Raw genomic sequence first — 18,497 nt, 5'->3', positions numbered from 1 at the left:
GAGGCGGAGTCGGTCGGTGGCGACCTGACTCCTCATAGCCGCATTGGCGGCGCACTGGGGTAAAACTTGAGTCGCATCACATCATGCGGTCAGCGCACGCGCTGCGTCGAAGGCGGTATCGAACAGGTGCTGGATCGGCGGGGCGAATTCGCTGGTGAAGCTGGACAGCAGGAACAAGCCCAGCAGCACGGTCAGCGGCAGGCCCAACTGCATCGGATTGAGTGCCGGCGCGGCCTTGGACAAGGCACCGAAGGCCAGGTTGACCGCCAGCATGGCCACCATCATCGGCAGGGCCAACCCCAGGCCGCCGCGCAGCACCTGCATGAACAAGGTCGGCGCCACCTCGGCAAAAGCCGCCGCATCCGGGAGCGCGCTGCCGATCGGTAGTGCCTTGTAGCTGTCCACCAGCAGTGCGATGACCGCCAGGTGGCCATTGGCGGCGAAGAACAGCAAGCCAAAGCCCAGATAGAACCACTGGGCGATCACTCCGGAGGTCACCCCACGCAAGGGATCGGACATCTGCGCGAACGACAGGCCGGTCGATTGCGACACCAGTTCGCCGGCCATCGCGCCGGCTTCGAAGATCAACCGCAGCATGAATCCCATGCTGGCCCCCAGCGCCAGCTCGCGCGCCACGCTCAGAACGGCCTGGGCGGTGAAGCCGTCCCAGTCCGGGACTGGCGGCAGCATCGGTGCCAACGCCATCGACAGGGTGCCAGCCAGCACCACGCGGACCCGTGCCGGCACCGCGCGGGTCCCGATCAGCGGCATGGCGGTGAGCAATGCACCGGTCCGCAGCATGGTCCACAGGATCGCACCGACCATCGCGAAGGCGCGCTGGCCATCGATCACCATCTGGGTGGCGGCATCCATCCGGAGCGCTCCGCTAGCCGATGATGTGCGGAATGCGCTGGAACAGCATGGTGGTGTATTCCACCAGATGGCCCAGCAGCATGCTGCCGGTGGCGAACAAGGTCGCCGTCAGGGCGACCGCCTTGGCGATGAAGCCGATGGTCGGTTCGTTCAATTGGGTCGCGGCTTGTACCACGCCGATCACCACGCCAACGACCAACACGGCCAGGAGCATCGGGCCGGCGACCCACAGGACGGTGACCAGGCCACCACGCAATTCAGTCAGGGCGATTTCAGGGCTCATGCTGGGTTAGATGCAAGTGGGGTGCCAAAGGGAGGGGTGTCTGTGCATGGGTGCACAGGGAAGCTAAGCGCATTGCGCTATGACGCATCGGTGTTCGCTTCCTGATTCGGGGCCTGACTGGCTCACGGCCGATTCGTACATCCTTGCGGTGGTTGCGGGGTAGGCAAGGCAGGCCTGCATGGTCTTTGGTCGAGGCCGCAGCGCTGGAAATCTGTCGTTGCGGCCGGTTGTACGCGATTTTTCAGCCGGTGCTTCCGCTTTGCCCTTGTTCCTGTCTCTTGCTTTTGCTCTTGACTCTTGCTTTTGCTCTGGCTCTGGCTCTGGCTGTTTTGCTTTTAGGGTCCCCATACCGCAGCGGCAAGGCTGGCAGATACAACCCGCAGGGCGTCGCGCAAGGATGCGCGGCGTTTTTGTAAGGGACATGGATGTCCCTTACAAAAATTTCTGCCGGACTTGCGGACCTGGAGCGCCGCAGGCGCGGAGGGCGCGAGGACGGGGGGTGCTTTCTTTTGGTTACTTTTCTTTGCACAAGCAAAGAAAAGTGACTCGCGCCCGAAGGGCGTGAAAGCTCCTGATTTCCTTTTTTAGCAGTCGAAGCAACTTCAAACGCAAACGCAAATTCAAGTGCAGAGCTTTCGCCCCCCTGCGGGGGCCGAGGCAGAGCTTTCGCCCCCCTGCGGGGGCCGAGGCAGAGCTTTCGCCCCCTCCGGGGGGCGAGTCACTTTCTTTGCTTGTGCAAAGAAAGTAACCAAAGAAACACACCCCCGTCCTCGCGCCCCTCCGCGCTACGCGCTCCGGGTACGCAAGCCAGATGGAAATTTTTGTAAGGGACATCCATGTCCCTTACAAAAACGCCGCGCATCCTTGCGCGACGCCCTGCGGGTTGTATCCATCCGGCTTGCCGCTGCGGTATGGGGGACGGAAAGCCAATAGCGCGAGCCAGAGACACAAGCGAAAGCTCAACAGCCAAAACCATAAGGCCGAAGCTCGAAGGCAAGAGCTCAAAGGCAAGTTCAAAGGCAAGTTCAAAGGCAAGTTCAAAGGCCGAAGCCTGGATCCTGTTGGCTAGGCGGCGTTGAAGCTGGCTGCCAGCGTGCCGACGACCAGGACCCATCCGTCGACCAGGATGAAGAGCAGAATCTTGAACGGTGCGGAGATCAACATCGGCGACAGCATCATCATGCCCATCGACATCAGCACGCTGGCGACCACCAGGTCGATGATCACGAACGGGATAAAGATCAGGAAGCCGATTTCGAAGGCCGTCTTCAGCTCGCTGGTGACGAACGAGGCCACCAACACCGGGAACGGCACCGCGTCCGGGCCGGCGTACTTGCCGTCGCCGGCCATGCCGGCGAAGGTCATCAGGTCGGTTTCGCGGATCTGCGCCAGCATGAAGGCGCGCAGCGGTTGGGTGGTCAGCGTCCAGGCGGTCTGGAAGTCGATCTGGTTGTTGAGGTAGGGCGACAGGCCGCTGTTCCACATCTTCTGCCACACCGGCATCATGACCAGCGCGGTGAGAAACATCGACAGGCCCAGCAACACCTGGTTGGACGGGGTCTGGCCAGTGCCCAGTGCCTGCCGCAGCAGGCCCAGCACGATGGTGATGCGGGTGAAGGCGGTCAGGACCAGCAGCATCGACGGCAGCAGGGTGATCGCCGTCATCAGCAGCAAGGTCTGCAGCGGCAGGCTCACCGGTTGGTCGCCGATGCGGCCGACGCTGACATTGGGCAGCGCCGGCAGTTGATTGCCGGCGGCCGGTGCCGCGCTCGGCGCCGCGGCGGGCGCGGCAGCCTGTGCCATGGTCGGCAAGGCCGCCGGGGCGGCGGCGGCCAGCAATGGGCAGCTCAGCGCCAGCAGGATCAGTACCAGGCGGAGGCTGCGCCCCCAGCGATTCCAACGACTGAACATGTCACGGGTCCTTGCGCAGCTTCTGAGCGAGCAGCTGAGCGAAATTGGGAAGTTGCTTGAGGTTGGGCAGGCTCGGCGGGGCGGTCGGCGGCAGCGGTTCGGCCAGGGTGTGCAGGGTGCTGATGCCACCGGCGGTCACGCCCAGCAGCAACTGCTGGCCATTGACCTCCACCACCACCACACGCTCCTTTGCCCCGACCGCCAGGCTGGTCACCACGCGCAGACCTTCGCTGCTGCGAAAACCGCTGCCGGGCATGCGCTTGAGCAACCAGCCCAGACCGACGATCAAGCCGAGCACCAACAACAATGCAAGGACCGCGCCGAACAATCCGGGCGAGGAGGGCGCCTGTGCGCCCACCTGGCTGGCCTTGGCCGCGGCCGGCGCGGCGGTGGCCAGCAGGCCGATCACCGCAGCCTCCGGATGCGTTCGCTGGGGCTGACCACGTCGGTCAAGCGAATACCGAAGCGGTCGTTGATCACCACCACTTCGCCGTGCGCGATCAGGGTGCCGTTGACGTAGACATCCAGCGGTTCGCCGGCGCCGCGTTCCAGTTCCACCACCGAGCCCTGGTTGAGCTGCAGCAGGTTGCGGATCGGAATGCGGGCGCGCCCGACTTCCAGCGACAGGGTGACCGGCACGTCGAGGATGACGTCCAGGTTCAGGTCGGTGGCATTCTGGTCGTGCTCGGCCTGCAGGTTGTCGAACTGCGCGGGGGCGGCGTCGAGAAGGTCGGAGTGGCTCATCGGGGTGTGTCCTGGGCGGTAACGGTGCGCGGGGTCTGGTTGCCGGGCGGATGCACGGCGGTGATCTTGACGGCGTTGTTGCCGTTGGCGATGCCGAACTCGCCGGTGAACATGGGAATGTCCTCCACGCACAGCGGCACCTTGGCGGGCAGTTCGATCGGGAGGATGTCGCCGACCTTCAGACCGGTGAGCTGACGCAGGCTCATACGCTTGCTGGCCAGGACGCTGGAGAGCGTGACCTCGGCGGTGTTGAGCTGCTCGCGCAGCATGATGTTCCAGCTTTCGTCGCGGTCGTTGCGGTCGCTCTGGATGCCGGCATCGAGCAGTTCGCGGATCGGCTCGAGCATGGAGTAGGGCAGGGTCACGTGGATCTCGCCGCCGCCGCCTTCCAGTTCCACATGGAAGCGGCACACCACGACGTATTCGCGCGGGGTGACGATATTGGCGAAGTGCGGGTTGATCTCCGAGTTGATGTATTCGAAGTCCACGTCCATCACCGGCGCCCAGGCTTCCTTCAGGTCGGCGAAGGTCTGCTTGAGCATCAGCTGGATCACCCGCATCTCGGTGGCGGTGAACTCGCGACCTTCGATGCGGGTGTGGAAACGGCCGTCGCCGCCGAAGAAGTTGTCCACCACGGTGAACACCAGCGTGGGTTCGAACACGATCAGACCGGTGCCACGCAGCGGCTTGAAGCGGATCAGGTTGAGGTTGGTCGGCACGTACAGCGAGTGCATGTACTCATTGAACTTGACCAGGTCGATGCCACGCACCGACAGGTCGGCCGAGCGTCGGATCAGGTTGAACAGGCCGATACGCCACAACCGCGCGAAGCGCTCGTTGACCATCTCCAGGGTCGGCATGCGCCCGCGGATGATGCGGTCCTGGCTGGACAGGTCGTACTGGCGCGCCTCGCCGGGCAGCGGTTCCGGCTCGGTATTGACCGCGCCCGAATCCACGCCATGCAGCAGGGCATCGATCTCGTCTTGGGAAAGCAGATCACTGACGCTCATCGGACAGGCCTTACTGGGTCACGAAACTGGTGAACAGCAATTCTTCGACGCACTTCTTGCCGGTCTCGCTGGTCATCACCTTCTGCGCCTCGGCCAGCGCGGCCTTCTGCAATTTCTGCTTGCCGGCCAGGTCGGCCACGTCGGTGGCCTTGACCTGCGACAACAGCATCAGCAGGTGCGCGCGGATGGCTGGCGCGTTTTCGGTGATCAGCTTCAGTTCTTCCGGGTCGCGGGTCACCAGTTGCACCTCGACCTGCAGGTACTGTGGGCCGTCGCCGGGGTCGGAGAGGTTGACCACGATGGCCGGGTCCATCGGGAAGTACTGGGCCGGCTTGGGGACCTCGGCGGTCTTGGGCGGTGCATGCTGGCCGCCCTTGTCCTCGCTCTTGTGGCCGAGGAAGAACCAGGCACCGCCGCCAGCGGCCGCGAGCACGACCACGCCGATGGCGATCAGCAGGATGGGCTTCTTGCCACCCTTCTTCTTCTCGTCCTTCTCGTCGGTCTTTTTCGGTTTCTCAGCGGCTGCCACGGTCTGCTCCAGGGGGAAGGCTCACCCAAGGAATGCAACCGCCGTGCCAAAACCGCGCCGGTTTCCCGGCAGCACGCCGGCACAGCGCCGACGCGTGCAAACCCTACTGCGGCAAGGGAGGCTGGCATGCTGCCGCCTCCCGGTTGGCCCCGCTCACGCGGTCGCTGCCGCGATTTCATGCCCGCCGATCAGGCGTAGGCGTCCAGCAATCCACGCTGGCGTAACACCACCGACGGAATTCCGACGGGAGGGCTGTCTTCCAGCACCAGGCCGCTGCCCGGCTCGCTGCCATTGCGCCCGCCGGTCTGCCCCTGTTGCTGCTGGCCGACATCGGCCTGGCCGAGCTGGAAGCCGCTCTGGCCGAGCAATTCGCGCAAGCGCGGCAGGCTCTGTTCCAACGCCTGGCGCGTATCGGCCTGGGCCGCGGTGAAGCTGGCGTTGACCTTGTCGCCCTCGAGATGCAGGCGGACTTCCACCGGGCCCATCTCGTTGGGCGTGAGCTTGATGTGCGCATGGCCGATCTTCTGGTCGGCCAGCCAACTCAGGCGTGCGCCGATGGCGTCGTCGAAGCCGTCGCTGCCCAGTTCCGGAGTGGGCGTCGGCGAAGCAGTGAAGATCGGTGCGGCGTCCTGCGGGCGCGCCAAGGCAGTGGTCGGCGTGGTCGGCAGCACGAATGCCGGTGCGTCCGGCGCCTTCGCGGCAGTGGCATCGTCGGCAGACGCCGTCAGGGCATTGGTCATCAACGGCATCACGGTGGCGGCCTGGACCTCACCGGTAGGTAGCGTCGGCGTCGCGCCCTTGGCGCCGGCATTGGCTGCCGGGGTCAGCGCGCCCAATGCCGGCAGGCTGGGGGCGGCCCCTGCGCCTGCGGTCGGCGTGGTCTCGGCGGGAAGCGCGGTCGCTGTAGTGGCGGTGGTGCTGGCGGTGGCAGCGGTCAGTGCAGCGGCCGCCGCGGCCAGGGCATCGCCCCCCGGAACGGCCTGCGCCAGCAGGCTCATGCCGAAGCCGCCCAGACCCGGCGGCGGCCAGCTGGCGGCCGCCGGGGTGGTGCTGTCCTCGGCGTGGTCCTGCCCGTCGCTGGCGGCCGTCTTGGGCTTGCTCTTGTCGCTGCCGGCTGCCGCACTGGATTCCTTGGTCGTGCTCTCCTTGCTGGCGGGCGAGGGCTTGCTGTCGCTGTCCTGGCCGCGCGGGCGGGCAGCGGCGTCGCCGGTGCCGGCGCTCTCATCGCCGTTGTCGTCGTCGCTGCGCTGCTTGTCCGAGGGGGCCGGCTTGGGTGCCGGCTTGGCGCTTGCACGCTCCGGCGCAGGCGCCGCCTGGTTGCCGTTGTTGCCCGGTTGCAGCATGCGGGCGAACTGGTCCTGGCCCGGATCCTGCTCGGGGGCCGGGTCGCTGTAGCTGGACTTCTTGCCGGTGCTGGCCAGCGCGTTGAGGCCGGTGACGAAAGCGGACAAGGGGTTCATGGGGCATCTCCGTGAGAGTCTTCGACGCGCGCCAGGCGCACGCGGCGGGCGCCGAGATCGTCCATCTCGCGCTGGTCGCGGCGCTCGACCACCTTGTTTTCCTGCGCGCGATAGCTGGCGGCCAGCTGCTCGAGCACCTGCTTTTCGCGGCTGGCCAGCAGCAGGCGGGTGCGCTCGGCCTCCACCTTGGCGCGATTGTTTTCCACTGTCTGGGTCTGTTGCTGCACGGCGCTGTCGAGCCGGTCCAGGAAGGCGCGGCGGTTGCTCAGCGCCACTGCGCTGGTGCCGGCCATCTGGCTGCTGGCGTATTCCTCGGCGTAACGGCGCAGTTCTTCCAGGCGCGACTGATGCGTTTCCAGCATGCGCTGGCGCTCGGCCAGGTCGCGGGCGACCTTGTCTTCCTGTTCCTGGGCCCGCCGCAGCAGGGGATCGATCCGTTTGGACTGCATCATGGATTAGTTCTCAGGTTCCACCAGCCGCTGCAGCGCGGACAGGCTGTCGATCAGATCAGACGCTCTGTGGACGTCCTGTCCGAGGAATTCGACGATCTCCGGCCAGCGCGCCAGCGCTTCGTCGGTGGCCGGGTCGCTGCCGCGCTGGTAGGCGCCGATGGCGATCAGGTCGCGGTTGGCGGTGTAGGCCGACAGCAGTCGCTTGAGCTTGCGGATGCGCAGGCGCCAGGTGTCGTCGGCGATGTCCTGCACCACGCGGCTGACCGAGGATTCCAGGTCGATGGCCGGATACAGGCCGCTGTCGGCGACCCGACGCGACAGCAGGATGTGGCCGTCGAGAATCGCGCGGGCGGCGTCGGCGATCGGGTCCTGCGGGTCGTCGCCTTCGGTCAGCACGGTGTAGAAGGCGGTGATCGAACCGCGGCCCTTGGCGCCGTTGCCGGCGCGTTCCACCAGCGCCGGCAATTTGGCGAACACCGACGGCGGGTAGCCGCGGGTGGTCGGCGGCTCGCCGACCGACAGGCCGATCTCGCGCTGCGCCTGGGCGAAGCGGGTCAGCGAATCCATCAGCAGCAGCACGTTCAAGCCCTGGTCGCGGAACCATTCGGCGATGGCGGTGGCGCGGTAGGCGCCATGCAGGCGTGCCAGCGGCGGGCGGTCGGCCGGTGCGGCCACGACCACGGCGCGGCGCAGGCCTTCTTCGCCCAGGGTGGTTTCGACGAAGTCGCGCACTTCGCGGCCACGTTCGCCGATCAGCCCGACCACGATCACGTCGGCCGAGGTGAAGCGGGTCATCATGCCCAGCAGCGTTGACTTGCCGACGCCGGAACCGGCGAACAGGCCCACGCGCTGGCCACGGCCGATCGGCAGCATGGCGTTGATCGCGCGCACGCCCACATCCAGCGAGGTGGTGATGGGTTCGCGTGCCAGCGGGTTGATCGATACGCCAGCCATGCCGATGCTGTCTTCGGCGCGAATCGGGCCCTTGCCGTCCAGCGGGGTGCCGTCGCTGTCGATGACGCGGCCGAGCAGACCTTCGCCCACTTCCACGCCGCCGCGGCGCCGCGAGGGCACCACGCGCGCATTCGGCAGCAGGCCATGCAGTTCGGCGCTGGGCATCAGGTAGGTCCGCTCGCCGGCGAAGCCGACGACCTCGGCGTCGACCCAGCCGCCATCGACCTCGACCTTGCAGGTGGCGCCCATCGGCGCTTCGCAGCCGGTCGCTTCCAGGGTCAGGCCGACCGCGCGGCGTAGGATGCCTTCGCGGATCAGGGTGCGGCCAGCGGCCGGTTCCAGGCCCAGTGCGCCCAGGCGGGTGGCCAGGCGCAGATTGCGCGCGTCCAGCCAGTCGGCCGGGGTGGCTCCCAGCAGGGCGCTCACAGGCCCGCTCCGGATTTACGCATGACCGTCTCCAATGCGGCCCGCAGGCGCGCTTCCAGGGTGCCGTCCACGCGCACGCTCTCGGCATGCACGCGCAGATCGCCGCGGCTCAGGCTCATGTCCGCGGCCAGGCGGGTGCTGCTGCTGGCGGCCAGGTGCGGCGTCAGCGCGGTGATATCGTCCGGGTGCAAGCGCACTTCGACCTCGCGGCCGGCGCTCCCCACCGCGCCGACGGCTTCTTCGACCAGCTCGGCGAGCAGCTGCGGATCGGCCTGGTAGGCCCGGCCGACCAACTGGCCGGCAATGCGCACCGCCAGTTCGCCGAGCGCACCGACCACTTCGTTTTCCAGCCGCGCCAGCGGGCGGCTGAAGTTGTCCAGGATGCCGTCGATCTGCGCGGTCAAGCGGCGCACCTCGGCCTGACCCTGGGCAAAGCCCTCGGCGTGGCCGCGGGCGAAGCCTTCCTGCTGGGCGGCGTCCTCGATGGCCTGGATCTCCTCCAGGGTCGGTGGGCGCAGCACTGGCTCGAGCACGGCCGGTTCGGCGTACTCCGGCTCCGGCAGGGCCGGGGCGATATGCAGGTCGGGCGCCAGCCAGCGGGTGACCACCTCGTTCATACCATGGTCTCCGCGCCGGCACCGCCGAGGCTGATGGCGCCTTCGTCAGCCAGCCGGCGGACGATGGTGAGGATTTCCTTCTGTGCCGCTTCGACATCGGCCAGCCGCACCGGACCGCGCGCTTCCATGTCTTCCAGCAGGATTTCGGCCGCGCGCTGGGACATGTTGCGGGTGATCTTCTCGCGCACCTTGACGTCGGCGCCGCGCAGCGCCAGACCCAGGCGCTCGCCGGACACTTCGCGCAGCAGGGTCTGCAGGCCGCGGTCGTCCAGGTCCACCAGGTTGTCGAACACGAACATCAGGTCCTGGATCTTGGTGGCCAGGTCGGCGTCGATCTTGCTGATCTCGCCCAGCACGCCCTGGTCGGCACCGGTGTCGAGGAAATTGAGGATGTTGGCCGCCACCTTGATGCCGCCCACGTTGGAGGACTTCAGGTTCTGGTTGCCGGCGAACTGGCGCTCCATGATGTCGTTGAGTTCGCTCAGCGCGTTCGGTGGGATGCCGTCCAGGGTGGCGATGCGCAGCAGCACGTCGGCGCGGGTGCGCTCGGGCAGGTTCTTCAGCGATTCGGCCGCCTGGTCGCTGTCCAGGTGCGCCATCACGATGGCGATGATCTGCGGATGCTCGTTGCGCACCAGGTCGGCCACGGCGCGTGGGTCCATCCACTTGAGCGTGTCCAGCCCGGTGGTGTTGCGACCCAGCAGGATGCGGTCGATCAGACCACCGGCCTTGTCGGCACCCAGCGCCTGGATCAACACGTTGCGGATGTAGTCGTCGGCGCCCACGCCCAGCGAGGTCTTGGCGGCGAGCTCGCCGTTGAACTCGTCCATCACCCGCTCGACCTGCTCGCGCGAGATGCCGGACATGGTGGCCATGGCGATGCCGATCTTCTGCACCTCCTTGGGGTCCATGTGCTTGAGCACCTCGGCCGCATCGGCCTCGCCGAGCGACAGCAGGAGCACAGCGGCGCGCTGCACACCGCTCATCGATTGCGTATCAGGCTTCACTGGCAACCCATCCCTTCACGACCTGTGCAACACGCTTGGAATCCGCCTTGACCGCCTCGCGCGCCTGGCGCAGCCGGTCTTCATAGGCATCTGGCAGAGCGATCGCGGACTTCTTGTCCAGCCCGATGTGGGCGGTGTCTTCCTGCAGCCGTGGCGCCAGCTCATCGTCGTCGTCGAGCATCCGCACGTCCGCGCTCTGCGGAGTGCCATCGTTGCCAGCCGCGCGCTGCTTGTCCTTGACCGCGGTCACGCCAGTGAGTTGGCGCAGGGTGGGGCGCACCACACCGAACAGCAGCGCCAGCACCACCACCGCACCGACCAGCAGGCGCAGGCCGTTCTGCACACGCGGATCTTCCCACCACTTGGGGCCTTCCTCGCCTGCCACTGCTTCACGCACGAACGGGGCATTCATCACCGACACGGTGTCGCCACGCGCGGCATCGAAGCCGACTGCCTGCTTGACCAGGCCTTCGATACGGGTGAGCTCGGCAGCGGTCAGCGGCTGCTCGACCATCTTGCCCTTGGCACCGGGGCGCGGAACGTTGTCCAGCAGCACCGCCACCGAGACGCGCTTGATGCGGCCGGCCGGCTGGCGGGTGTGCTGCAGGGTGCGATCCAGCTCGTAATTGCGGGTGGCGCTCTTGGACGTCTCGGTCGGCGTGGCAGGGGCAGCCTGCTGGCCGTTGGCCGCAGCGGGGGTGCCGGGCGCGCCCGGGGCACCGGCGACGGCAGCGGCCGGCGGTTGGCCGGGGCTATTGCTGGTGGCGCCCGGAGGGCCCTGCGGGCCGGTGGCATTGGTGCTGCTGTCGCTGATCTGCTCGCTGCGCAGCTTGGCCGGCTCGCCGTTGTAGAGCTCGCGCGCTTCCTCGACCACCGAGAAGTCCATGTCCACGCTGGTTTCCGGATTGACCCGGCCCGGGCCGGTCATCGGCTCGAGCAGTTCTCGGATGCGTTGGTTGTAGGAGCTTTCCTGGCGGCGCACCTGTTCGAACTGGGCGGCATGCAGCGCCGCGTCGCTGTTGGGATCGGCGATCGACAGCATGCGACCGCTCTGGTCGACCACGGTCACACGCTCGGGGGTCATGTCGGGGATGCTGGAGGCCACCAGATTGACGATGGCGTCGACCTGATTGCGCTCCAGGCCCTGGCCGCCGCGCAGTTCCAGCACCACCGAGGCGCTGGCGGCTTCGCGCTGGCGGGTGAAGGCGCTGGGCTTGGGGATGGCCAGGTGCACCCGGGCCTCACGCACCGGGCGCAAGGTGCCAATGGTGCGCGCCAGCTCGGTCTCCAGCGCATGCTGGTAGCGGGCGCTTTCGACGAACTGGCTCACGCCGAAGCCCGGATCCTTCTGCATCAGCTCGAAGCCGCCACCGGTGTCCTGACCGGTCAGGCCCGAGCCGGCCAGCTTCAGGCGGGCGTCGTAGAGACGGTCCTGCGGCACCGAGATGGCGCCGGTGCTCTGGTCGATCTTGAACGGGATCTGCGCGGTGCGCAGCAGATCGGCCGCCTCGGCGTTGCCCTTGTCGTCCAGGCCGGTGTACAGCGCGGCATAGCCGGGTTTCTGCGACCAAAAGAACACTGCCAGCCCCGCCGCCACCGCCAGCGCGATCATGCCCATCATCGTCAGCTTGCGGGTGATTTGCAGGCTACGGATGCGGTCGAACCACTGGCCCGCCTTCTCGGCGTTCTGGTTCACGGAGTCTTTGCTGAGTGCGAGTGCCATGTGTCGTCAACCCTTACAGCGGCATGTTCATGACGTCCTGATAAGCCTGGACGAGACGGTTGCGGACTTCCACGGTGGCGCGGAACGCCACCTGGGACTGTTGCGCGGCGACCATCACCCGCGCCAGGTCGGCGCTGGGATCGCCCATTTCGAAGGCCTTGGCCAGTTCGCCGGCCTTCTGCTGCGCCTCGTTGACGCCACCCAGCGCACCGCGCAGGGTCTCGCTGAAGCTCGGTGCCTGCGTCGCCGGCGTTCCCTGCGTACCGGCCAGCCCCTGGATCTGGTTGCCGCGCGCAGCATCGCCCACCTGGCTCAGCGAGCCTTGGCCCATCTGGCTCTGGTAGGAGCGGATCTGCGAGAGGATGGAGGTGACGGAATCGCTCATGTCTGCGGTCTGCCAGGGAGGCAGTCACAGCGATGCAAGCGGCGTGCCGAAATTGTGTCGAGATTCCGGCGCAGGTCCGTTCCTGTCGCGCCTGCCGTGGTCGCGTCATAGCGTCATTTCCCCCATCCACCCTGCGGGCACCTTCCCCCGCGGGCGGGGGAAGGGAGCCGGTAGGCGACCAGTTGCAGTGCAACCGACAGACCACGCGCGCCCAATTTCCCTTATCCCGCAAGCGGGAGAAGGTGGCGCGCAGCGCCGGATGAGGGCAATCCCGTCAATAGCCACCCAGCAGCAGACATGGCAACGCCCGCTGCCGGCGTGTGGACGCACGCCCCCATCCACCCTGCGGGCACCTTCCCCCGCCAGCGGGGGAAGGGAGCCGGTGGGCGACCAGTTGCAGTGCAACCGACGGACCACGCGCGCCCAATTTCCCTTCTCCCGCAAGCGGGAGAAGGTGGTGCGAAGCGCCGGATGAGGGTAATCCCGTCAATAGCCACCCAGCAGCAGACATGGCAACGCCCGCTGCCGGCGAACGCACGCCCCCATCCTCCCTGCGGGCACTTCCCCCGCCAGCGGGGGAAGGGAGCCGGTGGGCGACCAGTTGCAATGCAACCGACGGACCACGCGCGACCCATTTCCCTTCTCCCGCAAGCGGGGGAAGGGAGCCGGTGGGCGACCAGTTGCAGTGCAACCGACAGACCACGCGCGACCGGTTTCCCTTCTCCCGCAAGCGGGAGAAGGTGGCGCGAAGCGCCGGATGAGGGTCACACCGTCACACGCAGCGGAGTCGCGCGCTACTCCGGCAACCAGGCCGCACGCCAGAGGTCCAGGTTGCTACCGCTCAGCATCCAGTCGCGCCGCACCGCCTCGCGCAAGGCCGCCCCGCGCGCGCGCGCGGCGTCCAGGTCGGCCAGATGCTCGCGGATGGCGCCAATCCAGTCGCGGTAGCGGTTCTTCACCAAGGTCACCGGCAGGTCGCCCTGGTAGCAGCGTACGTCGCTGGCGATCACCGGATACCCACAGGCACCGTATTCGAGCAGGCGCAGGTTGCTTTTGCACTCGTTGAACAGGTTCTGCTCCACCGGGGCCAGGGCCAGATCCAGATCCAGGGCCGCCAGCGCGGCCGGGTACTGGTCGATCGGCACGCCCGGCTGGAAGTGATGGATGTGCTGGCGCAGCGCGAACGGATACATCCCCATGAACACCCATTCGACCTCGTCGGCCAGCTCGCGCACCACGTCGGCGATCAGTTCCAGGTCGCCGCTATGGCTGGCGCCGCCGGCCCAGCCGATGCGGGGCTTGCCGTCCCGGCGTTCGCTGCGCGTCGGCAGGTGTTCCCACCAGTGCGGCGGCAGGCGGTTTTCGGCCACCCGGATATCGCTGTGCAGTCCGGCGAACGCCTCGGCCAGCGCAGGGGTGGACACCACGAACCGATCCACCATGCCCAGCCCGCGCCGTAGCGTCTTCAGAATGTCCTTGGGCATGTGCTCGCGGTGGGCATTCTTTAGCGGCAGATTGGGCAGATAGTCATCCAACTCGTAGACCTTGAACGTGCGCGACAACGCCTTCATGCGTCGCATCGCGTCCAAGCGTGCTTCGCCGACCTGGCGCTGCAAGATCACCACGTCCGGGTCCTGGCGCGTCAGCTCGGCGATTTCCAGATAGCCGTTGAACAGCACGCCTTCGGCCAGACCAGCCTCGCGCAAGGCGCGCAGCGGCTGGATCACCCGATAGTGGCCGCAGCCTTCGATATCGGCCGGCAGCGCGAGCGCACGCGGCAGCGGCCGCCATGACTGCAGCGGCCGCCAGCTGGCGCGCGGGTCGGCCAGCGTGAATCCGGCGCCCGGGTCCAGCGAAAAACCGGGGTGATAGGCGGGGTCGTTGGCCATCACCGGTAGCCAGCGGGCGTACATCGCTTCTTCGTCGAGTGCGCTGGCCGGCGTGGACTCCGGAGGGTCGATCAGCAACTGCGCGCGCGCCGCAAACACATTGAGGAAGCCCGCCTGCTGCAAGCGCAGGCACAGATCGACATCGCTCCACGGCGCCAATGCCGGTTCTTCCACGAAGCCACCCGCGTCCAAGAACAGCTGCCGCGCCAGCATCAGGCACTCGCCGCTCAACGCGCTGTAGTTCTGATCCAGCTGCAGACGCTGCAGATAACCCGACTCGTCGAATGCGGCACCTTCGAAAGCGCGTGCCGCCGGTGCCCCCAACCCGAGCAGCAGACCTGCGTGGTGCACGGTGCCATCGCTGCGCAGCAGCTTGCCGGCCACCGCACCGACCTCTGGGCGCAGCGCGTGGTTGAGCAACTGCGCAAGCCAATCGGCCTTGATCGCGGCTGCGCCTGCGGACAGCCATAGCACCACGTCTCCACGCGCATGCTCGGCTGCCGCGTTGCAGACCGCTTCGCGCGAGGGCTCGGCGGAAAAGCGCAGGACCCGGATCTGTTGCATCCCCAGCGCCTCGATGCCGGCCAACCAGTCCCGCAGCGCTGGCTGCGGGCTGGAGCGATCCAGCAACAGCACTTCGTAATGCGGGTAGGCCGTGTTGGCCAGCAGGGATTCCAGACACCGCTGCACCTGCGGCAGTCGGCCATCGACCAGCACCAGGATACTGACCAGGGGCTGCTGCGGATGTTGGTAGTCCACCGCATGCCGGCCGGGGCCTGCGTGATGGACCAACGCGTCCGCATACCCGCGTGCGCCGAGATGACGTGCGATGGCCTGCCGTTCGTCCGCGTCGCGCTGCTGCGTGTCGGCTCTCGCAATCAGCACGGGTTCGGCAACATGGCGAATGCAGGCCAGGCCATAGCGTTCGACCAAGCCGAGCTGGTAATCCAGTTCGAAGGCCTGACCCGATGCGACCGGGAAGCCGCCATCGGCCACCAGCGTGCGCTGGCGGAACAGCCAGTGCCGCGACAGCGTGGAGGGCGCGCTCAGCAACATGTCCAGATAGAGCGCCGGCCGCATCGCCAGCCCCAGCTGGCCGTTGTCCAACGCCACCACTTCGTCGGCGTAAACGGCCTGGCACTCGTCCGGCAAGCAAAGCGTCTCCAATGCCAGCAGTAACAGGCCGCTGGCAGTGAACCGGCTGCCGGCGTCGGCCAGCATGATCCAGTCCACCGCATCTTGTGCGGCGATCACCCGATTGAGCGTTGCCGCCAGCCCGTGGGCGTCGATCAGCGCGCCGTAAGCGCCGTGCGCGGCAGCCTGCTGTGGCGAGCGGCTGACGACCCAGGTCTGCTGACGTTGGTAACACTCAACGGCGGCCAGGCTGGCCTGGCTGGCGGCCACCGCGGCGGCATCGCCGTGGCGATCGATCAGCATCACCGCAATCCGTGGCCCGCCGGCATGCGCCTGCAGGCGCGCATCGATCAACGCGCGCTGGGTCGGCGAAGGATGACGCACGCCCAGCCAGGTGGCCGGCGAGACCTGCTCGGCCATGCCGGCGCTGCGCATCAGCGCGTTGACCAGATCCACCGACTTGAACACCCGTGCCTTGTGCAGACTGAGCGGAGCCACACGCACCTGTCGATTGTCGCCAGTCTCGCGTCGCCAGCCGAGTTGGCGGATGCCCTGGCGCAGGTCTTCATGCCCCTGGTCGCCAACCCCGACCTGATCGCGACCGGTCTGACTGAACTGCGCATCGGACACGCGAAAGCGCGTCAACGGACTGGCCAGAAACGCCAGATTGCCGTGCCGCAGCAGCTTCACGTAGATCGCCAGGTCGCCGACCCAATGGATTGGCTTGCCGTTCAACATCATCAACCGGTCGCCCAGCGCCAGCAGATCCGCGCGCCGGCACAACACGCAGCTGGGCTCGCCGATAAAGTTGATGGCGTGGTCGGACAGGAACGACACCAGCTCTGGACCGTCGATCAGCACGTCTTCGCCGAATGGAAAGCTGGTAGCCAGAATGTCCGGCAACGGCTGCCCAGCCTCGTCGATGCGCTGCCGGCGCGAAGAGGCCATCGCCGTGCCCGGAGTGCGTTCGATCGCTGCGACCAACTGCGCGATGCAATCCGGCTCCAGCACGTCATCGTCGTGCAGGAATTTGACGTACTCACCTTGCGCCAGCGCGATGCCCCTAATGGTGCTGCCGAGCTCGCCCAGCCGCGTCGGATTACGCTGATAACGGATTGGGAAAGGGGCGGAAGCGAGACGCGGTGCCAGCAGAGCCTCGATGGCACCATCGGCATTGTCGTCGCAGATCACCAATTCCAGTGCCGAATAGGTCTGCGCCAGCACGCTGTCCAGCGCCTGCGCGAAGTAGCGCGGCTTGTAGGTCGGCATGACGATGCTGACCAGGGTGGAAGAGCTCACTGGCGGTTGTCCGAGTTGATCATTCACGATTTATCCGAGGCTGGACGCGGTGCAGGCGCGAAGTGTTCTGGTCAGGCCGATAGACGGCAGGTATCGAACTGGCCGAAAACCAAAGCAATATGCACGCATCCCTGTACTCTTGAGGCGGTCCAATATTGTTTAGGATTCAGGCGGGGGCGGTTCGAAAATTAAAATTTTGCGGGCGTCCGGCATCAGGTTGTGAATTCTCTGGGCCTACTCCGCCCAGGGCGGCGGCGCAGCTCCAGCGACAGGCGATGCGTACAAAACGAGGTCGTAGTAGTGGCCGGGTGAGTGCTGGCGTAGACGGAAGTGATAGCCCTCCACTAATTTGTCCAGCTGTTCCACGATATCCAAAAGGTCCTGGGCGTAGTGGTAGACACAAATGGCCATGCGGGGGCGCTGGCTACGGATGAGGTTGGATGCACCTTCGAGTGCTCTGGCTTCAAACCCTTCGATGTCCAACTTCAGTAGCGTCAGCTTTTCCAATTCATCGTCCAGCCGTGTGGTTACTACGGAGATTCCGCCACTGGGTGATACATGGCTGGAAACCGTCCCTGTCTCTTCGAAGCGCAGCGTCGTATGTTCGTTGGAGATGGCCTTTTTGACGGCCTTGAAATTGTGCGGCGGAAGGGGGAGGGCGCTTGCGATACCCTCCAGTTTCTGGAAGTTGATGCTATCGGGTTCAAAGGCGGTAATGCTTTCGTAGCGATGGCGGGATGCTTCTAGGAACTTATGCACAATGGGACCCTGGAAGGCACCACCATCGCAGAAATTTTCACGCTGGCCGAGTTGGAAAGTGCTGCTATCGGCATATTCCGAGAAGTACTCATTGATCGGAGTGGCCCAGCAGTCCAACAGGAGGCTGGAGTCGTACGTCAGGCGGAACAGCAGGTTGCTGTAGAGCGTAAAAACGCTTAAATCATCGTCCAGTCGATCCGCAAAACGCAGAAATTCATCCAAGCGCAGAAGCGTCCGCTGACGGTAGACCTGGGCTGGCTCGTATACTGCAGGCAGCCCACAGTGCGCAACGGCCAGGCAGGCATCTACCCTTTCAATGCCTGCTCGCTCGCACAGCTTGCGGGCCAAGCCCGATTCTCCTGGGCCGTAAGAAAAATCAATCGCCAATGCCTCGGAATGCTGGCCCGCTTGTTTGACGAACTGGCGAGAACTCCAGCGCGGAACCCCATGAATCATGTCACTGTTGCTTGGCTGGTCATCAACGGCAGCAATGACGTGGCTGTGGCGTTGGACGATCTGTGGGCTGTAGATGTTACCAAGGCCAGAACGCGGTTGGAGCAGAAAGAGGGGGCGTTGCTCGAAACGCGCGATCAGTGGTTCCAAGGAAGGCGCAACACTCAGTTGCTCAATGCCTGCGCTGGTGCAGAGGTTATTTGCAAATGACCTCCCACGCTGGCTGCAAGAGAAATCGATAGCGATCGCATCGGCATACTGCGCCGCCCTAGCAAGAAACTCCTGACTGCTCCAGCGCGGCGCGCCGTGTATGCGCTCCAGGTGGATGCTTTGATCATCGATTGCGGCAACCACATTGCGCAGGTCGGCAACGACTCTGGGGCCATGCGCCATGCCTACATAGGACTCGGGAGCGACGAGAAACACAGGGCGATTGGCAATCGCGGGTAGGTGCGCAATGAGATCCTCAAGCGCAGGGCGTTCCTGCTCCGCAATACGTAGTATCTGTTGTCGAAGCTGCTCATTTCTTGAGTTCATGAATTTCATGTCCCGTAGGTATGAAAGGGGAGTGTCGTAGCGGGAGTCGAAA

General features: G+C 65.9%; 16 protein-coding genes and 1 pseudogene. 1 reads left to right on the top strand and 16 read right to left on the bottom strand.

All coding sequences use genetic code 11. The features are described 5' to 3' along the window. Positions 1 to 81: 81 nt before the first annotated feature. Entirely contained in the window at positions 82 to 873 is a 792-nt protein-coding gene (gene fliR, locus CKY51_RS02440) for a flagellar biosynthetic protein FliR (RefSeq protein WP_022972425.1), read from the bottom strand. 13 nt (positions 874 to 886) lie between these two features. Beyond that, the gene (locus tag CKY51_RS02435; RefSeq protein ID WP_152248821.1) at positions 887 to 1,156 is read right to left on the bottom strand and encodes a flagellar biosynthetic protein FliQ; all 270 of its coding nucleotides are present in this window, start codon (positions 1,154 to 1,156) and stop codon (positions 887 to 889) included. 297 nt (positions 1,157 to 1,453) lie between these two features. Here CKY51_RS02435 and cas5 point away from each other — a divergent pair. Beyond that, positions 1,454 to 1,572 (top strand): annotated as a pseudogene (gene cas5 / locus CKY51_RS22915) (CRISPR-associated protein Cas5). A 649-nt stretch (positions 1,573 to 2,221) separates the two neighbouring features. Here the strand turns inward: cas5 and fliP are convergent. From fliP to CKY51_RS02355, 14 genes are all read right to left on the bottom strand, one after another. After that, entirely contained in the window at positions 2,222 to 3,067 is an 846-nt protein-coding gene (gene fliP, locus CKY51_RS02420) for a flagellar type III secretion system pore protein FliP (protein WP_152248818.1), read from the bottom strand. Between the two features lies 1 nt (position 3,068). Continuing rightward, positions 3,069 to 3,476, bottom strand: coding sequence for a flagellar biosynthetic protein FliO (gene fliO / locus CKY51_RS02415; protein WP_022972627.1), 408 nt, complete (start codon positions 3,474 to 3,476; stop codon positions 3,069 to 3,071). Beyond that, entirely contained in the window at positions 3,473 to 3,811 is a 339-nt protein-coding gene (fliN, locus tag CKY51_RS02410; RefSeq protein WP_022972628.1) for a flagellar motor switch protein FliN, read from the bottom strand. Before fliN ends, fliO begins: the two co-directional genes overlap by 4 nt. Continuing rightward, positions 3,808 to 4,821: a flagellar motor switch protein FliM gene (gene fliM / locus CKY51_RS02405; protein WP_152248817.1), complete on the bottom strand. Its 1,014-nt coding sequence runs from the start codon at positions 4,819 to 4,821 to the stop codon at positions 3,808 to 3,810. The genes fliN and fliM overlap by 4 nt, the downstream gene beginning before the upstream one ends. 10 nt (positions 4,822 to 4,831) lie before the next feature. After that, complete coding sequence (locus CKY51_RS02400) at positions 4,832 to 5,350, bottom strand: flagellar basal body-associated FliL family protein (RefSeq protein WP_152248816.1); 519 nt, start codon at positions 5,348 to 5,350, stop codon at positions 4,832 to 4,834. A 188-nt stretch (positions 5,351 to 5,538) separates the two neighbouring features. Continuing rightward, positions 5,539 to 6,810 carry a flagellar hook-length control protein FliK gene (locus CKY51_RS02395; RefSeq protein ID WP_022972632.1) on the bottom strand — a complete coding sequence of 424 codons (1,272 nt, stop codon included), beginning with the start codon at positions 6,808 to 6,810 and terminating at the stop codon, positions 5,539 to 5,541. Continuing rightward, entirely contained in the window at positions 6,807 to 7,262 is a 456-nt protein-coding gene (fliJ, locus tag CKY51_RS02390) for a flagellar export protein FliJ (RefSeq protein ID WP_022972633.1), read from the bottom strand. Before fliJ ends, CKY51_RS02395 begins: the two co-directional genes overlap by 4 nt. 3 nt (positions 7,263 to 7,265) lie before the next feature. After that, positions 7,266 to 8,642 (bottom strand): FliI/YscN family ATPase, encoded by a 1,377-nt coding sequence (locus CKY51_RS02385; protein ID WP_022972634.1) that lies wholly within the window; start codon positions 8,640 to 8,642, stop codon positions 7,266 to 7,268. Beyond that, positions 8,639 to 9,259 (bottom strand): FliH/SctL family protein, encoded by a 621-nt coding sequence (locus CKY51_RS02380; RefSeq protein WP_022972635.1) that lies wholly within the window; start codon positions 9,257 to 9,259, stop codon positions 8,639 to 8,641. The genes CKY51_RS02385 and CKY51_RS02380 overlap by 4 nt, the downstream gene beginning before the upstream one ends. Then, positions 9,256 to 10,245: a flagellar motor switch protein FliG gene (gene fliG / locus CKY51_RS02375; RefSeq protein ID WP_022972636.1), complete on the bottom strand. Its 990-nt coding sequence runs from the start codon at positions 10,243 to 10,245 to the stop codon at positions 9,256 to 9,258. Before fliG ends, CKY51_RS02380 begins: the two co-directional genes overlap by 4 nt. 10 nt (positions 10,246 to 10,255) lie before the next feature. Continuing rightward, the gene (gene fliF, locus CKY51_RS02370) at positions 10,256 to 11,989 is read right to left on the bottom strand and encodes a flagellar basal-body MS-ring/collar protein FliF (RefSeq protein WP_022972637.1); all 1,734 of its coding nucleotides are present in this window, start codon (positions 11,987 to 11,989) and stop codon (positions 10,256 to 10,258) included. A 13-nt stretch (positions 11,990 to 12,002) separates the two neighbouring features. After that, positions 12,003 to 12,374 carry a flagellar hook-basal body complex protein FliE gene (gene fliE, locus CKY51_RS02365; RefSeq protein ID WP_022972638.1) on the bottom strand — a complete coding sequence of 124 codons (372 nt, stop codon included), beginning with the start codon at positions 12,372 to 12,374 and terminating at the stop codon, positions 12,003 to 12,005. A 794-nt stretch (positions 12,375 to 13,168) separates the two neighbouring features. Then, positions 13,169 to 16,666 carry a glycosyltransferase gene (locus CKY51_RS02360; protein ID WP_152248837.1) on the bottom strand — a complete coding sequence of 1,166 codons (3,498 nt, stop codon included), beginning with the start codon at positions 16,664 to 16,666 and terminating at the stop codon, positions 13,169 to 13,171. Between the two features lie 264 nt (positions 16,667 to 16,930). Next, positions 16,931 to 18,454, bottom strand: coding sequence for an FkbM family methyltransferase (locus tag CKY51_RS02355; protein ID WP_152248815.1), 1,524 nt, complete (start codon positions 18,452 to 18,454; stop codon positions 16,931 to 16,933). Positions 18,455 to 18,497: the final 43 nt, after the last annotated feature.

This window comes from Xanthomonas maliensis, from assembly GCF_009192945.1.
GTDB classification, from domain to species: Bacteria; Pseudomonadota; Gammaproteobacteria; order Xanthomonadales; family Xanthomonadaceae; genus Xanthomonas; species Xanthomonas maliensis.
Note: the sequence above shows the minus strand (reverse complement) of the source record. Positions and strands in the feature narration are given on the sequence as shown.